Raw genomic sequence first — 20,348 nt, 5'->3', positions numbered from 1 at the left:
ACGCCCCCGGTCTCGGCGAGAATCCCCTGTCTCGGCGACAGAGGGAGAAAGAGCGGGGAGCCAGCCGCACCGCCCGGCCGAACACCGCCCGGGCCGAGCCCGCCCGGCCGCGCACTCCGGCACCGCCCAGCCGCGCAGCCCGGCACCGCCCAGCCGCGCAGCCCGGCACCGCCCATCCGCACAGCCCGGCACCACACAGCCCGGGCCGAGCCCGCCCAGCCGCGCACCGCGCGGTCAGCGCCCGCTCACGCGTCGAGCGCGGCGATGAGATCCGCGGGCGTCGCCTGCAGGGGGTGCGGACCCGCGATGTCGAAGAACACCGTAGTGATGACGTCTTCGTGCGCCGACAAGAAGGCGCGCAGCCATGCCGGCGAATGCAGGCCGACTGCCTTGGGCATCGAGTCCGGCTTGTGCAGCGCGTCGCTGAACAGCAGCAGTGCCACATCGCCGGTGTTCGGGTCGCGGTACGTCCAGACCTCGCCGGAGTCGCGCGGATCATCCCGCGCGCCGGGCCGCATCAACGGCACCACCGTCGGACCGTGGCGCAGCGCGAACGCGACAGCAGCCATGTCCTGGGTCTGCAAGGCGTCGGACAGCTGCGTGTTGCGGAACTCGACTGCCGACTTCTTGCTGCGCTTCTTTCCGGATGCCACGGGTCCAGCGTAATCGCGCGGCGCCGGCTCGCGTAGAGAAGGGCGTGGACGAGGAGCGCGAGCCAAACGACGCACAGCGAACGCGACCCGAACAACACACAGCAAGCGCGACCCGAACGACAAATAGGCGTGGGGCTGGCACGCACGCCCCGCGCACAGAAAGGGACCCCCTCGAGCCGCTCATTGGGGACTGGACGACTCGAGAGGGTCCAAAACGCCGTGCACGCGGTGACGGCTCGCTGGGGACGAACCTTATCGCTGCTGGGGACAGCTACACCACGCTCTGCGCTCGACGTGTGGCTACAGTCTAAGGGATATGGGAAAGCGTCTGCTGTCCCCCTTTTGGGGGACAAACCGGTGGCGAAACCCGGTGATTTCGGGGAAAACACCGGCGCGAGACGTCAATAGAGCTGGAAAATGGCGTCATCGATCGAATCGATTCCACCGATCGAGACCGACAGATGGTAGCTGGCGCCGCCCCCACCCGCCTTCGGACGGTTCTTCGCCTGGCAGGTTGCCACCGTCGAACGGGTGCGGTCCCAGGTGATTGGCTGCGCACTCGACACCTTCTGTCCCGCGTCCAGCACCACGACCATGTCGCTCGGCTCACTCTGGCAATCGGTCGATCGCCACCAGGTGTCGTCGCCGCTGGTGATCGTGAACACTTGCGCGCTGGTCCCGACGTTGAGAGTGCACGGCTGTGACCCGTCGTTGACGAGCTCGATCGACAGCTTCGGGTCTTGACCCGACGCATAGCTGGTCTTGTCGGTGACGGCCGTCACCGTGACCTCGTTGGGCGAGCAGGCGGCCGCGGATGCCGCAGGTCCGGGAGTCTTCGCCTGCGTCGGCCCGCCGCTCGCGCCAGCATCCGGCCCGCTGCTCGCGCCAGCATTCGGCCCGCTGCTCGCGCCAGCATTCGGCCCGCCGCTCGCGCCAGCATTCGGCCCGCTGCTCGCGCCGGTGGTCGCCGCAGGCGTGCCCGAGGTTGTGGCACCCGGCGATGCACTGCCGTCGGGCTCGGGCGACGTCGATACCACCGGCAGCACGGGCGCGGCATCCTGACCCTGCGGATCGTCGGCCTCCGATGTCGCGCTTGAGGCCCACGGCCGGGCGACCAACAGCCACACTACGCCGGCGATGACCAGCAGCAGCACCAGAAGCGCGACCAGCCGACGACGGCGGTACACCGCGGGAGAATGACGGCGTGCTCTGCCCGGCGAACTGCTCACCCCGCCAGATTATGCGGCCGCGGCATCCCGAGCCCGACGGCACGCCCGCCGACTCACGCTATTCACAGGTGCTTGAGCATGCGCGTATTGCCCAGCGTGTTCGGCTTCACGTGCGCGAGATCGAGGAACTCCGCCACGCCGGCGTCGGGACTGCGCAGCAGCTGGGCGTACACGTCGGGATCGACGATCTGCTCCCCGATCGGCGCGAAGCCGTGCCGGGTGAAGAACGACACCTCGAACGTGAGGCAGAACAGCCGATCCAGGCCGAGCTCGATCGCACGCGCTTCGAGCACCTCGACGATGCGCCCGCCGATACCCTCATGCAGGCGGTCTTCGCGCACCAACAGGGTGCGCACCTCGCCGATGTCGCGCCAGATCACGTGCAGGGCGCCGCATCCGAGAACCTGTCCCTCAGACTCGGCCACCACGAACTCCTGCACCGCCTCGTAGAGCGAGACGAGCTCTTTGCCGAGCAGGATGCGTCGGTCCACGAGCGGTTCGAGAAGCGCGTACATCGCCCCCACGTCGTCGGTGCGGGCCGGTCGGATGACGATGTCGCTCACGGCAAAAGCCTACGTCGAGCATGCTGCGTACCCGCGCAGCGCCGGACTCATCCGGTGATGAGGCAGCACCGGCGTCATCCGGCGACGAGGAACCAGATGAGCGCAGCAAGGTGCACGACGACGGTGGCGAACGGGCCGATGTAGAACAGCGGCTTGCCGCGCGTGAGCCCGATGACGCCGTCGACGGCCTGCACGATGATCATCGCCACGGCGATCGCCATCAGCCAGCCGTCGAACCGACCGCACAGCGGCACTATCGCCAGCACCAGCAGTGCCGCGCTGCGCGCGGTGGTGTACCAGGCGATCTCACGGGCTTCTCGCTGCGGGTTTCGCACCTCGACCGCCGAGAAGTACAGGCTCGGAATCGCGCTGATCAGGGTGATGATCGCCAGAACCAGGTATGCCGCCGTCATGCCTCGAACCATAGCGGCTGATCAGGGAGTTTCCCGGCAGGCGCCGCCGTGTCAGCCCTTCCAGACGGTCTTGAGGTTGCAGAACTCGCGAATGCCGGCGGCCGCCAATTCGCGTCCGACTCCCGAGTCCTTCACCCGGCACGATCGACGCGCTCGTCACGGCGCGCTGATGCAGACCAGCCGAGAAACGAGAAGAGCGGATGCCGCGTGGCATCCGCTCTTCTCCTCGACAACCGTCAGCTGCCGGCGATGATGTCGGGCGTCGCGCCGATCTGCTCGGGCGCACCCACACCCACGGCGACCTTCTCGCCGCGCGGCGCGTGCTCGAACGCGAACTCGCCGTTTTCGACATCCACCTTCACGTGATCGCCCGAGTTGAGCTCACCGTGCAGGATCTTCTCACTGAGCCGGTCTTCGACCTCGCGCTGCATGGCGCGACGCAGCGGACGCGCACCCAGGGTCGGGTCGAAGCCGATGTCGATGAGCTTGTCCTTGGCGGCATCCGACAGCTCCAGCGTCATGTCGCGGTCGAGCAGACGCACCTCGAGCTGCTTGGTGAACAGCCCGACGATCTGACGCAGCTCGTCCTTGTTCAGCTGCGGGAACACGATGATGTCGTCGACACGGTTGAGGAACTCCGGCTTGAAGTGCCGCTTGAGCTCTTCGTCGACCTTGCCCTTCATCCGCTCGTACGAAGTCGTCGTGTCACCCTCGACCTGGAAGCCGACCGGGCCACCGGCGATCGCCGACGAGCCGAGGTTCGTCGTCATGATGATCACGGTGTTCTTGAAGTCGACCACGCGGCCCTGACCATCGGTCAGGCGCCCCTCTTCGAGAATCTGCAGCAGCGAGTTGAAGATGTCGGGGTGGGCCTTCTCGATTTCGTCGAACAGCACGACCGAGAACGGCTTGCGGCGCACCTTCTCGGTGAGCTGGCCGCCCTCTTCGAACCCGACGAACCCGGGAGGGGCACCGAACAGGCGCGAGACCGTGTGCTTCTCGCCGAATTCACTCATGTCGAGCGAGATCAGCGCGCCCTCGTCGTCGAACAGGAACTCGGCGAGCGCCTTGGCCAGCTCGGTCTTGCCGACGCCGGTCGGCCCGGCGAAGATGAACGAGCCCGACGGGCGCTTCGGGTCCTTCAGCCCGGCACGCTGACGGCGGATCGTGCGGGCCAGGGCCGAGATGGCCTCTTCCTGCCCGATGACGCGCTGGTGCAGGGCCTGCTCCATGAACACGAGCCGGCTCGACTCCTCTTCGGTGAGCTTGAAGACCGGGATGCCGGTGGCCTGGGCGAGCACTTCGGCAATGAGTCCTTCGTCCACCACGGCCGTGGTGGCGACATCCCCGCTGCGCCACTGCTTCTCGAGGCGCAGCCGCTCGGCCAGCAGCGACTTCTCCTCGTCGCGCAGCGACGCGGCCTTCTCGAAGTCCTGCTCTTCGCTGGCCTGCTCCTTGTGCGTGCGCACGTCGGCGATCTTGTCGTCGAGTTCGCGCAGCTCGGGCGGGCTCGACAGGATCGACAGGCGCAGGCGTGCGCCGGCCTCGTCGATCAGGTCGATCGCCTTGTCGGGCAGGAACCGGTCGGAGACGTAGCGGTCGGAGAGGTTCGCCGCCGCGACGATGGCGCCGTCGGTGATCTGCACCTTGTGGTGCGCCTCGTACCTGTCGCGCAGGCCCTTCAGGATGTTGATGGCGTGCGGCAGGCTGGGCTCGGCCACCTGGATCGGCTGGAAGCGGCGCTCGAGAGCGGCATCCTTCTCGAAGTGCTTGCGGTACTCGTCGAGCGTGGTCGCACCGATCGTCTGCAGTTCGCCGCGTGCGAGCAGGGGCTTGAGAATGGATGCCGCATCGATGGCGCCCTCGGCAGCACCGGCCCCGACCAGCGTGTGGATCTCGTCGATGAACACGATGATGTCACCGCGGGTGCGGATCTCTTTGGTGACCTTCTTCAGACGCTCTTCGAAGTCGCCGCGGTAGCGGGAACCGGCGATCAGCGAGCCGAGGTCGAGCGAGTACAGCTGCTTGTCCTTCAGCGTCTCGGGCACATCGCCCTTGACGATCGCCTGGGCGAGGCCCTCGACGACCGCGGTCTTGCCGACGCCGGGCTCGCCGATGAGGACGGGGTTGTTCTTGGAGCGGCGGGAGAGGATCTGCATGACCCGCTCGATCTCTTTCTCGCGCCCGATCACCGGGTCGAGCTTGTTGTCGCGCGCGGCCTGGGTGAGGTTGCGACCGAACTGGTCGAGCACCTGCGAGCCGCCCTGCGCCGTGGTGCCGCTCTCGTGCGCGGCGCCGGAGACGGCGGCGGGCTCCTTGCCCTGGTAGCCGGAAAGCAGCTGGATGACCTGCTGGCGCACCTTGTTAAGGTCGGCGCCGAGCTTGACCAGCACCTGGGCGGCCACGCCCTCGCCCTCGCGGATGAGGCCGAGCAGAATGTGCTCGGTGCCGATGTAGTTGTGGCCGAGCTGCAGCGCTTCGCGCAGGCTCAGCTCAAGTACCTTCTTGGCGCGCGGGGTGAACGGGATGTGACCGGTGGGCTGCTGCTGGCCCTGACCGATGATGTCCTGCACCTGCTCGCGCACCGCGTCGAGCGAGATACCCAGCGACTCGAGGGCCTTCGCGGCCACGCCCTCGCCCTCGTGGATAAGACCCAGGAGGATGTGCTCCGTCCCGATGTAGTTGTGGTTGAGCATCTTCGCCTCTTCCTGGGCGAGCACAACCACGCGACGGGCTCGATCGGTGAATCTCTCGAACATCTTCTGACTCCTCTGGACGCACACTCCTGGCGCCTTGATTCGAGCGTAACGAGCGGGCGCGGGCCGTGCGCCGCTGTTCGCCGTTGGCATAGCGGTGTGACGGTTCGGGATGCCGCTGCCCAGCAGACGCGCAAAGTCCTTGACACCCGGCATCCATGCATTTATCGTTCTTCGATAACAACGATTATCGATAAGGATGTCGCATGGCCTCGTTCTCGTGGGTGCACCTGCTCATACTGCTTCTCGCCGTGGCCGTCATCGTGCTGGTGCTCGTGCTGGCCGTGCGGTCGTGGCGGCGACATGCGATCGACGGCGTGATCGGGGTGACCCTCACCGGCTCGGCGCTCTACGGCGCGATAGCGCTGATCATCGCCATCGGCACGGTGATCGATGTGCTCACCTCGCAAGACGTCACGATCTCGGTGCCGGTGAATGAGTACTGGCCGCAGCTGCCACCGGGAGCCGAGATCACCCCCGGCCCGAGCGCGACGCGCGTCGGCGGCGGCTTCACGACGGCTGATCTGCAGGTTGAGGGGCTGTCTGCCGGGGCGCGGGTGTTGTGGGCGAGCGGCCTGGCAGCCGGCTTGCTCGCGCAGGTCGCGATTGCCGCGCTGATAGCCGTGGCGTGCTTCCAGCTGCTGCGCGGGGCGGCGTTCGCGCAGATCGTCGCCAATCTCGCCACCGTCACCGCGGTCGTGGTTCTCGTCGGCGGCATCGCTGCGGCGGTGCTCTGCGACATCGCCGGGTCGATGGCAGCGCAGCAGGTGCTGTCGGTGACGAGCGCACAGTGGTCGAACGTGCCCTCCGCGTGGGCCGACTGGGATCCGACGATGCTGCTGCCCAAGCCCGGCCTGCGCATCGAGTTCCCGTTCTGGCCGGTCGGGGCGGGCCTCGGCTTCGCTGCCCTTGCCGCGGTACTCAAGTACGGCACCCGTCTGCAGCGCGACACGGAAGGACTCGTGTGATGCGACTTCTCGTGCCTCTGGTCTCGATGGCCGGCGTGATCCTGCTGATCGTGGCCGTGTTCCGCGCGCGCCGTAATGAGGATGCCACGCCCATCGTGCGCATCACGCTTGTCATCTCGGCGGCGTGGGCGGGCATCGCGCTGCTGTGGGGCATCGTGCGTGCTGTGCTGTGGTTTCGCCCCGGCGTCGGAGTGCCGTTCGATGTTCGCACCCTCCCTTACTGGCCGCTGCCGGCCGGCGCCGACACCTTCCCGCTCAGCGGCGGATTCACGACCGCGCAATTCACCGCGATCGACGTGCTGTCGACGCAGGTTCGGAGTGTGCTGGCCGCAGCCGACCTGGTCGGCACGCTCATCACCGTCGCTCTGGCCGGACTTGTCGCAATCGCGTGCTTCCGCTTCATCCAGGGCAGGCCGTTCGCCCCCGAGGTCGCGAGCCTGAGCCTCATCGCCGCAGTCGTCGTACTCGTCGGCGGCCTCAGCGGTCAAGTGCTGCAGCAGTACGGCGGAACGCGGGCGATGGCCGAGATCATCGCCGCCGGACTCGGGGAGCCCGGCCCGCAGGCCGCCGGGCTGTTCTCCATCGACTGGTGGCCGGTCTGGCTGGCCATCGGGCTCGGAGCGTTCGCCGCCCTGATGCGGTACGGGCGCACGCTGCAGCGCGACACGGAAGGACTCGTGTGACGCCTCCGGACGACGACGACGCCACCGGCATCCACTGCCGACTCGACGAGCTGCTCGCCGAGCGCGGGATGACGCTCACACGTCTGAGCGAGATCGTCGGCGTCTCGATCGTGAACCTGTCGGTGCTCAAGAACGACCGTGCGCGGGCGATCCGCTATTCGACGCTGTCGGCGATATGCCGCGCCCTCGACTGCGAGATCGGCGATTTGCTCGTGCGGGCCGACTGAGTGCGGCATCCTGCCCCGCACGACGCGGGCGCGGTTAGCATCGATGCGTGAGCGAGTTCGTGTTCAACCCGATGCGCGACGCACCCGATGACACCGCCGACGGGCCCCGGCCGCGCGACCTCGTCGACCGCCCCGAGATGTTCGGGCGCTGGGGCAAACCCATGCGCGCGGCGGCCGGTGTCGATCCGACCGATGCGCGGTTCATCGCCGCGAACCTGCAGCACTGGGTGGCCAACGCCGTTCGCGAAGAAGTGCTGATGCTACGCACCAACCTCGCCACGCTGCTGCCGACCCTCGCGACGACCTCACCCGAGCTCACCCTCGACCGGCTCTCACGACTGCAGCATGGCGACGAGCCGATGCGGCTGGACGATCTGCTCATCCTCTCGCGGCGCTTCGACAGCGTGCGCGACATCCTCGTCTCGGCATTCGGCGACGCCACACGGCCGCCCGTCGCGACCAAGCCGCCGCAGGAGGGCGGCATGGGCCCGGTACTGACGACGCGGCGCGGGCGCGAAGCGCGCTGAGGGCGGATGCCGCAACCGACGTGCCGCGCACCGAGGGTGGATGCCGCGACCGACGTGCCGCGCACCGAGGGAGGATGCCGCCACCGAGGGTGGGCGCCACGACCGCGAAGCGCGCTGTGCGCGGTCGCCACGCGCCATTCAGTCGTCGCATATTGCCCCCTGCTCGCGGTAGAAGGGGCCATATGCGACGACTGAAGGACCGGACCGCATGGATGCCGCAGCCCGCGCCGGGCGCGGCATCCAGAAACCGCCGCAGCCCGCGCCGGGCGCGGCATCCCGAAACCGCCGCAGCCCGCGCCGGGCGCGGCATCCCGAAACCGCCGCAGCCCGCGCCGGGCGCGGCATCCAGAAACCGCCGCGCTCAGCGCCAGGGACGGCATCCCGAAGCTGACGCACCCACGCCGGGGGCGGCCTTCCGAAGCTGACGCACCCACGCCGGGCGCGGCATCCAGAAGCCGCCGCAGCCCGCGCCGGGCGCGGCATCCCGAAGCCGCCGCGACCCGCGCTTCACCGTGCCCGGCGGCCGATGGCGTCGCGCACCCGCGCCACGAGCTTGTGCGGGCTGGCGAACAGCATCGCGCGCGTGACGCGGATCACCAGCCAACCGGCTGCTTCAAGCCGCGCATAGCGATCGATGTCGCTCTGCCATTGGCCGTCATCGTTGTGGTGGGTTCCCTCGTATTCGATCGCGATCTTCCACTGCGGGTAGGCCATGTCAACGCAGGCGAGGAAGGCACCGAGATCGTCGAACACGTCATGGTCGAGCACTGGCTCGGGCAGTCCGCCGTCGATGAGAGTGAGGCGGGTCCAGGTCTCGGTGCGTGAGGCCGACCCCGTGCGTACCCGCGGCAGCGCGGCCAACAGCTGCGGCTTGCCTGCTCGCCGGCCGGCGAGCACTGCGGCGGTGAGCTGCTTCTGCGTCGCGAGCGGCGTCGGCACCGCGGCCCACGGCCGGCCGTGTGGCGGCCGCGCGATGCGCACGAAGCTGTCGGCGATGGCGACGAGATCGTACGGATGTGGCAGCACCGATCCCACTGTCGCCCAAGCGGATGAGGGACTCGCCAAGCGCAGCCCCGAAACGGGGTGCGTCACCATCGACACCAGATGCGGTCGCACTGCGCGACCGTGGATGCCACGACCCCGGGGAGCGCGCCGCGGGTGATGCACGGCGACCTCGAGCACGTCGGGGTCGAACACGGGCGACTGGTCACCCACCGCGCGAAAGAGGTCCTGCGACAGCGGGCCACCCCACAGCATGATCGCCGTCACGCCGATGTAGAAACTGTTCTCAGACATGATCGGCGCGTACTGCGCCGCGCGCTCATGGATGCGTGCAATCTCGGTGCTGCGCGGATACGCGCGCTTCGCGTCTTCAGCGGCATCGGCGATCAAAGACGCACCCGAGACCGAACGCACGCCGTGGAAGGGCCGCTCGAGGTCGCGAGCACGCAGTCTCTTACGGCTTACCCCGGCTCGGCGCGCGGCGGCGACGTCGAAGGCAGGTCCGAGGCCGGACGGCAGGTCGCGCGCTGGCATACATCCACGCTGGCATGATCGCGATGTCGCCCGCGAAAGTTATCCACAGGCTGCGGCATCCCTTCGTCGCGCCGCGCGACGCGGCGAGCGAATGAGCTCAGACTCAGTCGTCGCATATGGCCCCTCCAGGGCCGAAATGGGGGCCATCCGTGACGACTCAAGCGGATGCCGATTCTTTCAGTCGTCGCATATGACCCCTCCCACGCCCGAACAGGGGCCACACGTGACGACTCAAGCAGATGTCGATTCGCTCAGTCGTCGCATATGACCCCTCCCACGCCCGAACGGGGGCCACATGTGACGACTCAACCGGATGCCGATTCGCTCAGTCGTCGCATATGGCCCCTCCCACGCCCGAACAGGGGCCACACGTGACGACTCAACCGGATGCCGATTCGCTCAGTCGTCGCATATGGCCCCTCCCACGCCCAAATGGGGGCCATACGTGACGACTCAAGCAGATGCCGATTCGCTCAGTCGTCGCATATGACCCCTCCCACGCCCGAACAGGGGCCACACGTGACGACTCAACCGGATGCCGATTCTTTCAGTCGTCGCATATGGCCCCTCCGCCCGCGTAGAGGGGTGCATATGCGACGACTGAAGGACTGCAGGGATGCCGCAGCGCGGCGATGGCGCAACACAACGCACCCGCAACGCAACGCACCCACAGCGCACCCGCACCCGCACCCACAGCGCGCCCGCAACACAGCGCACGCGCACCCGCAGCGCACCCCCTACTGCAGCGCCGAAGTCAGCCGCGCGATATTGTCGAGCACCGTCGAGCGCAGCGGCTGCTGCAACCACTCCTCGAGCGTGATCTCGCGCGAGAGCTCGCGGTACTGCTGTTCGACCTGGCGCATCTCGGTGACGAACTCCTCGCCGCGCACGAGCATCGAGATCTCCAGGTTCAGACCGAACGAGCGCATGTCCATGTTGCTCGACCCGATGATCGCAACCTCGTCGTCGATCGTCATCGACTTGGAGTGCAGAATGTACGGCGCGCGGTACAGCCAGATGCGCACGCCCGCGCGCAGCAGCGCCTCGTAGTAGCTGCGCTGCGCGTGATACACGAGAGCCTGGTCGCCGATCTCCGACACGAACAACTCGACCTGCAGTCCGCGGTGGCACGCGGTGGTCACCGCCAGCAGCAGCGCCTCGTCGGGCACGAAGTATGGGCTGACGATGATGAGCTTGCGCTGCGCGGCATACATCAGCCCGAGGAACAGCCGCAGATTGTTCTCGAACCTGAAGCCCGGCCCGCTCGGCACTATCTGGCAGTCCAGGTCGCCCTCGCTGGGAGTTATCGCGAACATCTCGTCTTCGGTCTGCAGCGCCTCGTCGGTCTCGCTGTACCAGTCCGAGAGGAACACGGCGTTCACCGATCCGACGATCGGCCCCTGCAGCTTCACCATCAGGTCGACCCAGTGCAGCCCGCGGCGGATGTTCTTGCGCAGGTTGTACGTCGAGTCGGTGATGTTCTGCGAGCCCATGAACGCGACCTCGCCGTCGACGACGAGAAGCTTGCGGTGGTTGCGCAGATCGGGCCGCTGATACGTGCCCCGCAGCGGCTGCACCGGCAGCATGAGCCGCCAGCGCGCGCCCATCCGGGTCAGCCGCTTGAGGGTCTTGCGATAGTGGGGTTTGCGCAGGTTCGCCCAGTGGTCCAGCAGCACGCGCACCGGGATGCCGCGGCTGCGGGCTTCTTCGAGCGCCGCGAAGAACCCGTCGGTCGCGGCATCCGTCTGCAGAATGTAGAACTCGACGTGCACGAACTTCTTCGCCCCGCGGATCGCCTCGGCCATGGCATCCAGGCTGCGCTGATAGTCCGAGATCAGGTGGGCCTCGTTGTCGCCCGACAGCGGCATGGCGCCCAGCGTGTGGTTCATCGTCACGAGCGAGGTGAACCAGGCGGGCGCGTGCGGGCGCAGCGAACCCAGGTCGAGCTGCGAGCTGGCATCGCGGATGAAGTCGTTGATGGCGTCTTGCTTGCGGCGCCGCTTGCGGGGCAGCCGCGGCGTGCCGATGAGCAAGAAGAGCAGAACGCCGATGACGGGAATGAAATAGATCGCCAGCAGCCACGCCATCGCGGCGGTGGGCCGGCGATTGCGCGGCACGATGATGATCGCCGCGATGCGGATGATGATGTCGAAGACGAGAACGACGATCGGCCACCACTCGACGATCAGCGCCATCCCGCCTCCCCCGATCTTCTCGGCACTCAGCGTATCCAAAAAGCGCCCGCCGATTGGCGCGGCGGGCGGGCAGAGCGCGCAGAGGGAGGGGGATGCCTCAGTGCGAGGCTGCGGGAGGCGTCGGCGGGAGCCCGCGCTTCGCGCGCTCCTCAGCCTGGACCTTCGCATAGGTGCGTCGCTCGTTGCGGTCCATGTGCACAACCGAGCGCAGGATGAAGATCAGCAGTCCGAGCACGACGACGGTGGGGATCAGCGACCACACCGCGGCGACCCAGAAGTTGTCCATGCCTCTATCGTACCCGTGGCCCCTGTGCCGGGCGGCGGCATCCCTTCGTCGCTACTTGACGAGCGGGAACAGGATCGTCTCGCGGATGCCCAGCCCGGTGATCGCCATCAGCAGCCGGTCGATGCCCATGCCCATGCCGCCCATCGGAGGCATGCCGTGCTCCATGGCGCGCAGGAACTCCTCGTCGATGCGCATGGCCTCGTCGTCGCCGGCGGCGGCCAGCTTCGCCTGCGCGACGAACCGCTCGCGCTGGATGACCGGGTCGACGAGCTCGGAGTATCCGGTGGCCAGCTCGAAGCCGCGCACATAGAGGTCCCACTTCTCGACCACGCCCGCGATGGAGCGGTGATCGCGCACGAGCGGGCTGGTGTCGACGGGGAAGTCCATCACGAACGTGGGGCGGGAAAGGCCCGGCTTGACGAAGTGCTCCCACAGCTCTTCGACCCACTTGCCGTGGGTGGGATGCGACGGTTCGTCGACCCCGTTCGCGGCGGCGAGCGCCTCGAGGTCGGCCAGCGAGCTCTGCGGGGTGATATCGACCCCCGCTGCCGCCGACAGCGAGCCGTACATCGAGATGCGGTCCCACTGCCCGCCCAGGTCGTATTCGGTGCCGTCGGCCCAGGTGACGGTGGTCGACCCGGCGACGGCGACCGCGGCGTTCTGCACGAGCTCTTGCGTGAGGTCGGCGATGCCGTTGTAGTCGCTGTAGGCCTGGTAGGCCTCGAGCATTGCGAACTCGGGGCTGTGCGTGGAGTCGGCGCCCTCGTTGCGGAAGTTGCGGTTGATCTCGAACACGCGGTCGATGCCGCCGACGGCGGCGCGCTTCAGGTACAGCTCTGGGGCGATGCGCAGGTACAACTCGGCGTCGAAGGCGTTCGAGTGCGTCACGAACGGACGCGCCGCCGCCCCGCCGTGCTGAATCTGCAGCATCGGCGTCTCGACCTCGATGAAGTCGTGCGCCGTGAAGGTCTGGCGCAGACTCGCGTTGACTTTCGCGCGGGCGCGCACGGTCTGTCGGGCCTGGTCGCGCACGATCAGATCGAGGTAGCGCGAGCGCACGCGGCTCTCTTCGGAAAGCTCGGAGTAGAGGTTCGGCAGCGGCAGCAGCGCCTTGGATGCTATGGCCCAGTCATCGACCATGATCGACAGTTCGCCGCGGCGGCTCGAGATGACCTGTCCGCGCACATACACGTGATCGCCGAGGTCGACGAGTTCCTTCCAGCGCTGCAGCGACTCGTCGCCGACCGAGGCGAGCGAAACCATCGCCTGGATGCGACTGCCGTCACCCGACTGCAGTGCCGCGAAGCACAGCTTGCCCGTGTTGCGGCTGAACACCACGCGTCCGGCAACCGCGGCGGTGACGTCGGTTTCGGCGCCGGCCTCGAGATCTCCGAACCGCTCGCGCAGAGCGGGGATCGTGTCGGTCACCGGCACCGTGACCGGATACGCGCCGCCTGCGGCATCCCCCCGCTCAGCGATCAGCCGCTCGCGCTTGGCCATGCGCACGGCCTTCTGCTCGACGACGTCGTCTTCGCTCGTGTCGAGCGTGGGGGCAGGGGTGTCGGTCATGCGGCGGGCTCCTCGGAAAGTCGCGGCCCAGTCTATCGGGGCGGCCTCACTGCGCCCTGCGCGCGGGGTGGATGCCGCGGCATCCCCCGTCTGGTGGGTGTGGCGGGCGAGTGCGGCGCGGCGGGGCGCTGCGGGGGCGAGTGCGGCGCGGGGCGCTGCGGGAGCGGGTGCTGCGGGTGGGGCGGGGCGCCGCGGGTGGGGCGGGGCGCTGCGGATGGGGCGGGGCGCTGCGGATGGGGCGGGGCGCTGCGGATGGGGCGGGGCGCCGCGGATGGGGCGGGGCGCCGCGGGTGGGGCGGGGCGCCGCGGGTGGGGCGGGGCGACTGCGGCATCCCCCGCCTGGCGGGACGCCGGGGTCGTGGCGCCGCGCCAGAACCGTGCGTGCCGTCGGTTGAGTCGTCGCATATGGCCCCTTCCGCGCCGATCAAGGGGCCACACGTGACGACCGAACGAGACGCTCGACCGTTGAGTCGTCGCATATGGCCCCCGCCACGCGCGAAAAGGGGCCATATGCGACGACCCAACATCCGCTAGGGGCTCGTGATCCGGGATGAAAACGCCCGGCGCGCGCTACGCGTGCAACTCGGGGTCGCCCGGGTCGGCAAGCGCGTCATCAACGGTCGAGTGGACGATCACCGACAGGAACGCTCGGGGGTTCTCCACCCCCGCTGAGGCGAGAAGATCGGATGCCTGTCGCACGATCGAACGCGAGAACTCGGTCGCCGTCGCGATGGCCTCGGCGTACGCCGGGCGGTCGGCGTCGGCGATGACGACGGGCTCGCAGCCAAGCTCGACGGCGAGCGCCTGTGCGATCGGCAGCACGGCGGCGGGCGCGGTGACCGCGGCGAACGCGTCGGCGAGCCGGCGCAGGTCCATCGAGGTGCCGGTGAAAGTGATCGCGGGGTGGATCGCCAGTGGGATCGCCCCCCGGCCGGCCGCCGGTGCCAGCACGTCGAGGCCGTACCCCGGGTCGGTGTGCACGACGAGTTGTCCGATCTGCCACGCCCCGAGCTCGGCCATTCCCTGCACGAGGCCCGGCAGCTCGTCGTGCGGCACGGCGAGCACGACCAGCTCGGCGCGGCGCACGACCTCGGGTGTGTCGAGGAACGGCACGTCAGGAAGCACGGACTCGACGCGGTCGTCGTCGGAACCATGCGAGATGCCCACGACGGCGTGGCCGGCGCCGGCCAGCGCCGCGCCGATCACGGGCCCGACCCGTCCGGCGCCGATAACGCCGACGCCCAGGCGTCCATCGCGGGTCATTGCGTCCGTCCCTCTTCGTCGATGGATGCCGGTGCGTCGGGTGCCGCGCGCGCGGCGGGTTCGGGCGCGGCAGCTTCGGGCGCGGCCTGCGGGGCGGCTGCGTCGCCCTCGCCTGCGTCCCCCGCCGAAACACGCTCTACCGCGCGAGACTCGCCGCGTTGCGCTAAGTCTCGCGCGCTAGACCAAGTCTCGACCGGTGCCCCGTCGCCCACGTCGCCAGGACCACGCGCGCCGAGCGTGTGCGTGCCGCCATTCAGGTCGTCCGCCGCGGGCGCGGTAGGCGCACCAGCATCCGCCCCGTCACCTGCGCCCCCCGGCGAAACATACTCCACCGCGCGAGACTCGCCGCGTTGCGCTAAGTCTCGCGCGCTAGACCAAGTCTCGACCGGTGCCGCCGCGCCAGCTCCACGGGAGGCGGCATCCACCTCGGCCGCACCCGCCGGTGACGCGACATCCACTACCTCGAACGGGGCCCCACCCGCCTCAACGGCGACATCCACCACCTCGAACGGGGCATCCACCGCCTCGAGCCGATCATCCGCACCCCACCGGTGGCTGCGATCGGTCAGCCCGGCGGCGACCGCGGCGGCTTCGGCGTCGGCGAACAGCTGCACCGCGGCATCCCGGTCCAATCCGGCGAGTTCCCCCGACACCCGCCCGGCGATGGTGTGCGCGTGCATCGAGGCCACCCCCAACGCGCGCGAAAGCGGGCCCTGGTGCAGCCCCACGCTCTGCAGCCGCGCGAGCGGAAAGACGCCGAGGCTGCGCCAGATCACTCCGCGGCGCAGGAACAGCGCGGCCGGCGTCAGATCGAACCCGTTGCGCCGCCACGAGAACGGGCGCAGCACCCACGCGCGGCGCGGCGTGTTGGTGTACGGGTCGTCGTGCCGCGGGCCGAGAATGCCGTGCTCGAATACGAGCGGCCACTGCTGCTCGGGCATGCCGGGCATCAGCAGGCGCAGCACGCGCTCGACGTCGTGCCGGTCGCCGACCGGCAGCACCTCGGCGAACTGGTCGGCGTCGTTCGAGCTCGCGCTCTTTCCGGTCATGCGGTTCACGCGCACCGCCCACCACCCGAACGGACGCCAGATCAGCGGCTGACGCACCTCGATGGCGTGGATACGTCCGGGCGGCAGCGTTTCGGTGACCGTGGTGAACAACCCGTATGTGATGCGCACGCCGTCGGGCGTCGGGGCGATCGCGTACCTCAGCGACTTGGTGATTGAACGGAAGAACACCGCCGCGAACCCCAGGAACATCGGCACGATCGTGAACAGGATCCAGGGCGTGCCCACGATCGCGCCGACGATCGCGGCGATCACGAGCACGATGAGGGTGATCAGCCGGCCGCTGAACACGCGCGACAGGATGATGCGCACGACCGGGATCTCGACCACTGACGCCGGCTCGGCAACGGGTTGCTCGGCACCGAGCACGAGTCCGGTGAGGGCATCGGTGACCACGGATGCCGCGGCCTGCACGCGCGAGCCATGCGCAGCATCGCGTGCCTGAGCGTCGGCCAGCCGCCGGCCCGACGCGAGGCGCAAGATGTCGGCGCGCACCGCCTCGGCGTTGGAGGTCGACAGATATTCGAGCTTGACGTTCGCGTCGGATCCGGCGCCGACGACCTCGAGCTTGGCCATGCCGCACAGGCGAGCCAGCATCGGCCGGGTGAGGTTGACGCCCTGCACACGGTCGAGCGGCGACCGCCGGTGGCTGCGGAAGAGCACACCCTGGCGCACCTCGACGTCGTCACCGGTGATGCGGAAGGTATGGAACCGCCAGGCAAGGTAGAAGATGCCCACCAGCACGACGACCACGACGAGCACGGCCAGCAGCGCGATCAGCACGAGGTTGTGCGACAGGATGAAATCGACCGGATCCCCCGACTCGTCGCCCTCGAAGTCGGGGCCGGTGGGCACCGCCTGCCGCAGGAAGAAGTCGACGATCCGCTCGCGCAGGTTCGAGATGACGATGCCCGCGACGATGACGAGCACCAGTCCGCCGCGGAACAGCGGGGTGAGCGGATGCATCCGATGCCATTGCCCGTCGCTCAGCGGCGAACGCGCCCCGGGCAGCGGCACCGCCGGCGGGGGTGCGGGCGTGGGAGTGGGGTTGGTCACAGTCCGGTCCTGCGGGTTTCGGCGACGGCGACCAGCGTGTCGCGCAGCCGCTCGGCGGCCTCTTGCGTGAGGCCGGGAATGGAGACGCCGGTGGATGCCGCGGCCGTGACGAGCTTGAGCTGCGCGATGCCGAACGCCCGGTCGAGCGGGCCGTGCGTGACATCGACCAGCTGCATGCGCCCGTAGGGCACCGCGACCAGGCGCTGCCAGAGGATGCCGCGGCGGAACACCAGGTCGTCGCGACGCAGCTGGTACCCGAACGAGCGCGCCTGGCGTGGGGTGATGGCGGCGGTCACCGCGGCGATGAACGCGATGATCCCGGCGGGGATCCACAGCCAGAACTGGCCGCTGAGCGCCGAGATGATGCCCGCGGCCGCCAGCACGACGACGAACAGCGCCGTCTGCGAGATGAGCCGCACCCACACATAGGCGCGGGCCAGCTGATGCCAGGTGCCGTCGCCGAGCGGAAGGCGCTTGTCGCTGCGCGGCTCGAGCACCTGCGCGAACGCGTCGCGGTCCAGGACGTCGTCGGGGCCGGATGCCGCGGCCGCGGCATCCCTCGACTCGTCAGTGCGAGGCGTAGTGTCCGCCGGCGTCGTCGGGGCGGGAGTCGTCGGCTCCTGGGGCCCCAGCTCCGGTGTGCTTGTCATCGTCGTCCTTCCGGATCGTGCACAGGTGCTCGGCCACGAGGCCTGCCACCAGCAGCAGCACCGCGCTGACCGCCGTGCCGATCAGTGCACTCAACGAGCCTACCGAGGGCTCGGCCGGACGCGTCAGAAGAAACAGGATGAGCCCGACCGCCACGCCGCCGAACGCGGCGCCCACCAGGCTCGAGGCCTTGGCGAGCATCGCTATGCGCACCGCGTGGAAGGGGTTCAGCGGCGTGGACGTGTGTCCGTGACTGGCGCGGTAGATGGGCACGGCGAGCAGAATGACGATCGCCCCCAGCACCAGCAGCAGCACCGGCAGCGACAGTTGCGGGGTGAAGGTGGGCCGGCCGGCCGAGGTACGCAGCTGATCGAACAGGTAGCCGGCACCGCCGCCGAGCACGGCGGCGACGATCAGCGAAGCGGGACCCGTGCGCTTCATCGCGCCAGCCCCTCGCGTAGCGCGTCGACCCGGCCGCGCCCGGGCAGCTCGGCATCGGGGTCGAGTGTCAACCACGGGTCGAGCACGAACGAGCGCTCGGCCGCTCGCGGATGCGGCAGGGTCAGCGCGGGGTCGTCGCTGCGCACCTCGCCGTAGGCGATGATGTCGAGGTCGAGCGTGCGGTCTCCCCAACGCTCGGTGCGCACACGGCCGTGCCGGTTCTCGATCTCGTGCAGCGCGCGCAGCAGCACGCTCGGGGCCAAGCGCGTGGTGAGCGTGGCGACCGTGTTGAGGTACTGCGGGGCTGCGGCATCCGGCCCTTCGGGCTTGATCGCCACCGAGGTGATCGGCTCAGCCACCCGCACCTGATCGGTCAGCGGCAGCGCCCGCAGCTCGTCGACGGCCGCCTGCAGGGTCGCGTGCAGATCGCCCAGGTTCGCCCCCAGCGCCACCACCACGGGCACGCCGACCGGCGTGGGTGTGAAGCCCTGCGCAAGGCGCCGGTTCATCCGCGCCTCCGTCGAATCGTGAGCGTCACATCGTCGAACGGCACCGTGATGGGCGCGTCGGGCTTGTGCACCGTGACGACGGCCTCGTGCACGCCGGCGAAGCCGAGCAGCGCGTCAGCGATGCGCGCGGCGAGGGTTTCGATCAGGTCGACCGGGTCGCCGGTCACCAGCTGCGTGACCGCGGTCGCGACATCGCCGTAGTGCACGGTGTCGGCGAGGTCATCGGATGCCGCAGCCGCGCGGGTGTCGCAGCGCAGCGTGACATCGACCACGAAGATCTGCCCCTCACGCCGCTCGTGCGGAAAGACGCCGTGATAGCCGAACGCGCGCAGTCCGTGCAGGGTGATCTCGTCGAGTTCGTCCGTCATCGGTTGCTCCAGGCCTGCCACACCCGCAGGGCGTCGCGGGTGGCGGCCACGTCGTGCACGCGCACTCCCCAGACGCCCGCCTGCGCGCCCAGCACGCTGGCCACCGCGGTGGCCAGGTCACGGCGCGCCTCGCTCGCCTCGCCCGCGCCGCCTTCTTCGAGCAGGTCGGCGAGGAATCTCTTGCGGCTGGTGCCGATGAGCACCCGTGGGCCGAGCCCGACGAGCGTGGGGAGTCCGTGCAGCATCTGCCAGTTCTGGATGCCGCGCTTGGCGAACCCGATGCCGGGATCGAGGATGATGCGTGCCGGCGGAATCCCGGCCTGAGCGGCGGCCTCGAGCCGGTCGACGAGTTCGGTCGTCACGTCGCGGGCGACATCGTCATATCGCGCCTGCGCGTACATGTCGTCGGAGTGACCCCGCCAGTGGCTGATCACCAGGTCGACGTCGAGGTCGGCGGCGACCCGCAGCATGTCGGGGTCGGCCAGCCCTCCCGCGACGTCGTTGATGATGCGCGCGCCGGCCTCGACCGATGCGGCCGCGGTCGAGGCGTGCATGGTGTCGACGCTGATGACCGCGCCCGCCGCTGCCAGCTCGCGGATCACCGGCAGCACCCGGCGCTGCTCTTCGGCGGGGTCGATACGCGCGGCGCCGGGTCGGGTGGACTCGCCGCCGATGTCGAGGATGTCGGCCCCGTCGGCGCGCAGCTGCAGTCCGTGCGCGACCGCGGCATCGGTCTGCAGGTAGCGACCGCCGTCGCTGAACGAATCGGGGGTGACGTTGACGGCACCCATGATCACGGTCATACGCCGTCCCTTCCGATCAGCGCCATGATCTCGGCGCGCGCGACCGGGTCGGCGAACTCCCCGCGCGCGGCGATCGTCACGGTCGAGGCATCCAGCTGCTTGCCCCCACGCATCGTCACGCATTGGTGCACCGCTTCGAGCACCACGACCACACCGCGGCAGTCGAGCGCGCCGGCGATAGTGTCGGCGATCTGCTCGCCGAGGCGCTCCTGCACCTGCGGGCGCGCGGCGAGGATGTCGACGACCTTGGGCAGCGCACCCAGACCGACGACCTGCTCGCCGGGCAGGTACGCGATGTGCGCCCGCCCGGCGAATGGCAGCAGGTGATGCTCGCACATCGACCGGAAGCGGATGTCGCGCAGCATCACCGCGCCGGAGGGCACGGTGTCGGGCGCTGGTCCCTGCGACACCGAGATCGTGCGCGACAGCGGAGCTGCGGCATCCCTCCCCACGCCGTCGAAGAAGTCGGCGTACGCGTCGGCGACGCGCTGCGGAGTCTGCCGCAGGCCGGGCCGGTCGGGGTCTTCGCCGATCGCGACGAGAAGCTCGCGCACGAGCACGCCGACGCGGTCACGGTCTACGGCCATG

General features: G+C 69.2%; 22 protein-coding genes. 5 read left to right on the top strand and 17 right to left on the bottom strand.

Annotation, left to right across the window (positions count from 1 at the left end; translation table 11 throughout):
* Nucleotides 1-245 precede the first annotated feature (245 nt).
* Together ET475_RS08525 and ET475_RS18100 are read right to left on the bottom strand one after the other, a co-directional pair.
* Nucleotides 246-653 carry a dehydrogenase gene (locus tag ET475_RS08525; protein WP_129388597.1) on the bottom strand — a complete coding sequence of 136 codons (408 nt, stop codon included), beginning with the start codon at nt 651-653 and terminating at the stop codon, nt 246-248.
* A gap of 401 nt (nt 654-1,054) precedes the next feature.
* Nucleotides 1,055-1,435 (bottom strand): hypothetical protein, encoded by a 381-nt coding sequence (locus ET475_RS18100; RefSeq protein WP_242497817.1) that lies wholly within the window; start codon nt 1,433-1,435, stop codon nt 1,055-1,057.
* Between ET475_RS18100 and ET475_RS18095 the strand changes: the two genes are divergently transcribed.
* Nucleotides 1,422-1,715 carry a hypothetical protein gene (locus tag ET475_RS18095; RefSeq protein WP_242497816.1) on the top strand — a complete coding sequence of 98 codons (294 nt, stop codon included), beginning with the start codon at nt 1,422-1,424 and terminating at the stop codon, nt 1,713-1,715. The two genes, ET475_RS18100 and ET475_RS18095, sit on opposite strands and share 14 nt — an antisense overlap.
* Nucleotides 1,716-1,944: 229 nt before the next feature.
* Here ET475_RS18095 and ET475_RS08515 read toward each other — a convergent pair whose 3' ends face one another.
* The 3 genes from ET475_RS08515 to ET475_RS08505 form a co-directional block, all read right to left on the bottom strand.
* Nucleotides 1,945-2,445 carry an amino-acid N-acetyltransferase gene (locus tag ET475_RS08515; protein WP_129388593.1) on the bottom strand — a complete coding sequence of 167 codons (501 nt, stop codon included), beginning with the start codon at nt 2,443-2,445 and terminating at the stop codon, nt 1,945-1,947.
* A 74-nt stretch (nt 2,446-2,519) separates the two neighbouring features.
* Nucleotides 2,520-2,858 carry a hypothetical protein gene (locus ET475_RS08510; protein WP_129388590.1) on the bottom strand — a complete coding sequence of 113 codons (339 nt, stop codon included), beginning with the start codon at nt 2,856-2,858 and terminating at the stop codon, nt 2,520-2,522.
* 236 nt (nt 2,859-3,094) lie between these two features.
* Nucleotides 3,095-5,617: an ATP-dependent Clp protease ATP-binding subunit gene (locus ET475_RS08505; RefSeq protein ID WP_129388587.1), complete on the bottom strand. Its 2,523-nt coding sequence runs from the start codon at nt 5,615-5,617 to the stop codon at nt 3,095-3,097.
* A 203-nt stretch (nt 5,618-5,820) separates the two neighbouring features.
* On the opposite strand from ET475_RS08505, the gene ET475_RS08500 reads away from it, so the two are divergent.
* Genes ET475_RS08500 through ET475_RS08485 form a run of 4 tightly spaced genes read left to right on the top strand, consistent with a single transcriptional unit; the run spans nt 5,821 to nt 8,019 of the window.
* A complete protein-coding gene (locus tag ET475_RS08500) occupies nt 5,821-6,582 on the top strand; it encodes a hypothetical protein (RefSeq protein WP_129388584.1) in 762 nt (253 codons plus the stop codon).
* Nucleotides 6,582-7,265: a hypothetical protein gene (locus ET475_RS08495; protein WP_129388580.1), complete on the top strand. Its 684-nt coding sequence runs from the start codon at nt 6,582-6,584 to the stop codon at nt 7,263-7,265. Before ET475_RS08500 ends, ET475_RS08495 begins: the two co-directional genes overlap by 1 nt.
* Nucleotides 7,262-7,492 (top strand): helix-turn-helix domain-containing protein, encoded by a 231-nt coding sequence (locus ET475_RS08490; protein ID WP_129388577.1) that lies wholly within the window; start codon nt 7,262-7,264, stop codon nt 7,490-7,492. The genes ET475_RS08495 and ET475_RS08490 overlap by 4 nt, the downstream gene beginning before the upstream one ends.
* 47 nt (nt 7,493-7,539) lie before the next feature.
* Nucleotides 7,540-8,019, top strand: a complete 480-nt coding sequence (locus ET475_RS08485; RefSeq protein ID WP_129388574.1) for a hypothetical protein — start codon at nt 7,540-7,542, stop codon at nt 8,017-8,019.
* A gap of 507 nt (nt 8,020-8,526) precedes the next feature.
* On the opposite strand, the gene ET475_RS08480 is transcribed toward ET475_RS08485, so the two are convergent.
* The 12 genes from ET475_RS08480 to folE all read right to left on the bottom strand — a co-directional run bounded on the left by ET475_RS08480 (nt 8,527) and on the right by folE (nt 20,347).
* Complete coding sequence (locus tag ET475_RS08480; protein ID WP_129388571.1) at nt 8,527-9,555, bottom strand: endonuclease domain-containing protein; 1,029 nt, start codon at nt 9,553-9,555, stop codon at nt 8,527-8,529.
* A gap of 737 nt (nt 9,556-10,292) precedes the next feature.
* On the bottom strand, nt 10,293-11,750 hold the full coding sequence (cls, locus tag ET475_RS08475) for a cardiolipin synthase (RefSeq protein ID WP_129388568.1): 1,458 nt from the start codon (nt 11,748-11,750) through the stop codon (nt 10,293-10,295).
* A gap of 97 nt (nt 11,751-11,847) precedes the next feature.
* Nucleotides 11,848-12,036, bottom strand: coding sequence for a hypothetical protein (locus ET475_RS08470; protein WP_129388565.1), 189 nt, complete (start codon nt 12,034-12,036; stop codon nt 11,848-11,850).
* Between the two features lie 51 nt (nt 12,037-12,087).
* A complete protein-coding gene (gene lysS / locus ET475_RS08465) occupies nt 12,088-13,605 on the bottom strand; it encodes a lysine--tRNA ligase (RefSeq protein ID WP_129388562.1) in 1,518 nt (505 codons plus the stop codon).
* Nucleotides 13,606-14,175: 570 nt separating this feature from the next.
* Entirely contained in the window at nt 14,176-14,868 is a 693-nt protein-coding gene (locus tag ET475_RS08460; protein WP_129388558.1) for a DUF2520 domain-containing protein, read from the bottom strand.
* Complete coding sequence (locus tag ET475_RS08455; RefSeq protein WP_242497815.1) at nt 14,865-16,991, bottom strand: PH domain-containing protein; 2,127 nt, start codon at nt 16,989-16,991, stop codon at nt 14,865-14,867. Before ET475_RS08455 ends, ET475_RS08460 begins: the two co-directional genes overlap by 4 nt.
* A complete protein-coding gene (locus ET475_RS08450; RefSeq protein ID WP_129388554.1) occupies nt 16,988-17,641 on the bottom strand; it encodes a PH domain-containing protein in 654 nt (217 codons plus the stop codon). The genes ET475_RS08455 and ET475_RS08450 overlap by 4 nt, the downstream gene beginning before the upstream one ends.
* Nucleotides 17,559-18,080, bottom strand: coding sequence for a DUF3180 domain-containing protein (locus ET475_RS08445; RefSeq protein ID WP_129388551.1), 522 nt, complete (start codon nt 18,078-18,080; stop codon nt 17,559-17,561). Before ET475_RS08445 ends, ET475_RS08450 begins: the two co-directional genes overlap by 83 nt.
* Complete coding sequence (gene folK / locus ET475_RS08440) at nt 18,077-18,589, bottom strand: 2-amino-4-hydroxy-6-hydroxymethyldihydropteridine diphosphokinase (RefSeq protein WP_129388548.1); 513 nt, start codon at nt 18,587-18,589, stop codon at nt 18,077-18,079. The genes ET475_RS08445 and folK overlap by 4 nt, the downstream gene beginning before the upstream one ends.
* Nucleotides 18,586-18,957 carry a dihydroneopterin aldolase gene (folB, locus tag ET475_RS08435; RefSeq protein ID WP_129388545.1) on the bottom strand — a complete coding sequence of 124 codons (372 nt, stop codon included), beginning with the start codon at nt 18,955-18,957 and terminating at the stop codon, nt 18,586-18,588. The genes folK and folB overlap by 4 nt, the downstream gene beginning before the upstream one ends.
* Nucleotides 18,954-19,760 carry a dihydropteroate synthase gene (gene folP, locus ET475_RS08430; protein WP_129388542.1) on the bottom strand — a complete coding sequence of 269 codons (807 nt, stop codon included), beginning with the start codon at nt 19,758-19,760 and terminating at the stop codon, nt 18,954-18,956. Before folP ends, folB begins: the two co-directional genes overlap by 4 nt.
* On the bottom strand, nt 19,757-20,347 hold the full coding sequence (gene folE / locus ET475_RS08425) for a GTP cyclohydrolase I (protein ID WP_129388539.1): 591 nt from the start codon (nt 20,345-20,347) through the stop codon (nt 19,757-19,759). Before folE ends, folP begins: the two co-directional genes overlap by 4 nt.
* Nucleotide 20,348 lies beyond the last annotated feature (1 nt).

This window comes from Microbacterium protaetiae (genome assembly GCF_004135285.1).
GTDB lineage: Bacteria > Actinomycetota > Actinomycetes > Actinomycetales > Microbacteriaceae > Microbacterium > Microbacterium protaetiae.
This window is presented reverse-complemented; position numbering and strand designations above follow the sequence as displayed.

What these genes read in the sequence shown, in the direction of transcription:
- ET475_RS08510 (WP_129388590.1), bottom strand. Translation starts at nt 2,858, where the DNA reads ATGACGGCGGCATACCTGGTTCTGGCGATCATCACCCTGATCAGCGCG.
- ET475_RS08505 (WP_129388587.1), bottom strand. Translation starts at nt 5,617, where the DNA reads ATGTTCGAGAGATTCACCGATCGAGCCCGTCGCGTGGTTGTGCTCGCC.
- ET475_RS08500 (WP_129388584.1), top strand. Translation starts at nt 5,821, where the DNA reads ATGGCCTCGTTCTCGTGGGTGCACCTGCTCATACTGCTTCTCGCCGTG.
- ET475_RS08495 (WP_129388580.1), top strand. Translation starts at nt 6,582, where the DNA reads ATGCGACTTCTCGTGCCTCTGGTCTCGATGGCCGGCGTGATCCTGCTG.
- ET475_RS08480 (WP_129388571.1), bottom strand. Translation starts at nt 9,555, where the DNA reads ATGCCAGCGCGCGACCTGCCGTCCGGCCTCGGACCTGCCTTCGACGTC.
- cls (WP_129388568.1), bottom strand. Translation starts at nt 11,750, where the DNA reads ATGGCGCTGATCGTCGAGTGGTGGCCGATCGTCGTTCTCGTCTTCGAC.
- ET475_RS08470 (WP_129388565.1), bottom strand. Translation starts at nt 12,036, where the DNA reads ATGGACAACTTCTGGGTCGCCGCGGTGTGGTCGCTGATCCCCACCGTC.
- lysS (WP_129388562.1), bottom strand. Translation starts at nt 13,605, where the DNA reads ATGACCGACACCCCTGCCCCCACGCTCGACACGAGCGAAGACGACGTC.
- ET475_RS08460 (WP_129388558.1), bottom strand. Translation starts at nt 14,868, where the DNA reads ATGACCCGCGATGGACGCCTGGGCGTCGGCGTTATCGGCGCCGGACGG.
- ET475_RS08450 (WP_129388554.1), bottom strand. Translation starts at nt 17,641, where the DNA reads ATGACAAGCACACCGGAGCTGGGGCCCCAGGAGCCGACGACTCCCGCC.
- ET475_RS08445 (WP_129388551.1), bottom strand. Translation starts at nt 18,080, where the DNA reads ATGAAGCGCACGGGTCCCGCTTCGCTGATCGTCGCCGCCGTGCTCGGC.
- folK (WP_129388548.1), bottom strand. Translation starts at nt 18,589, where the DNA reads ATGAACCGGCGCCTTGCGCAGGGCTTCACACCCACGCCGGTCGGCGTG.
- folB (WP_129388545.1), bottom strand. Translation starts at nt 18,957, where the DNA reads ATGACGGACGAACTCGACGAGATCACCCTGCACGGACTGCGCGCGTTC.
- folP (WP_129388542.1), bottom strand. Translation starts at nt 19,760, where the DNA reads ATGACCGTGATCATGGGTGCCGTCAACGTCACCCCCGATTCGTTCAGC.
- folE (WP_129388539.1), bottom strand. Translation starts at nt 20,347, where the DNA reads ATGGCCGTAGACCGTGACCGCGTCGGCGTGCTCGTGCGCGAGCTTCTC.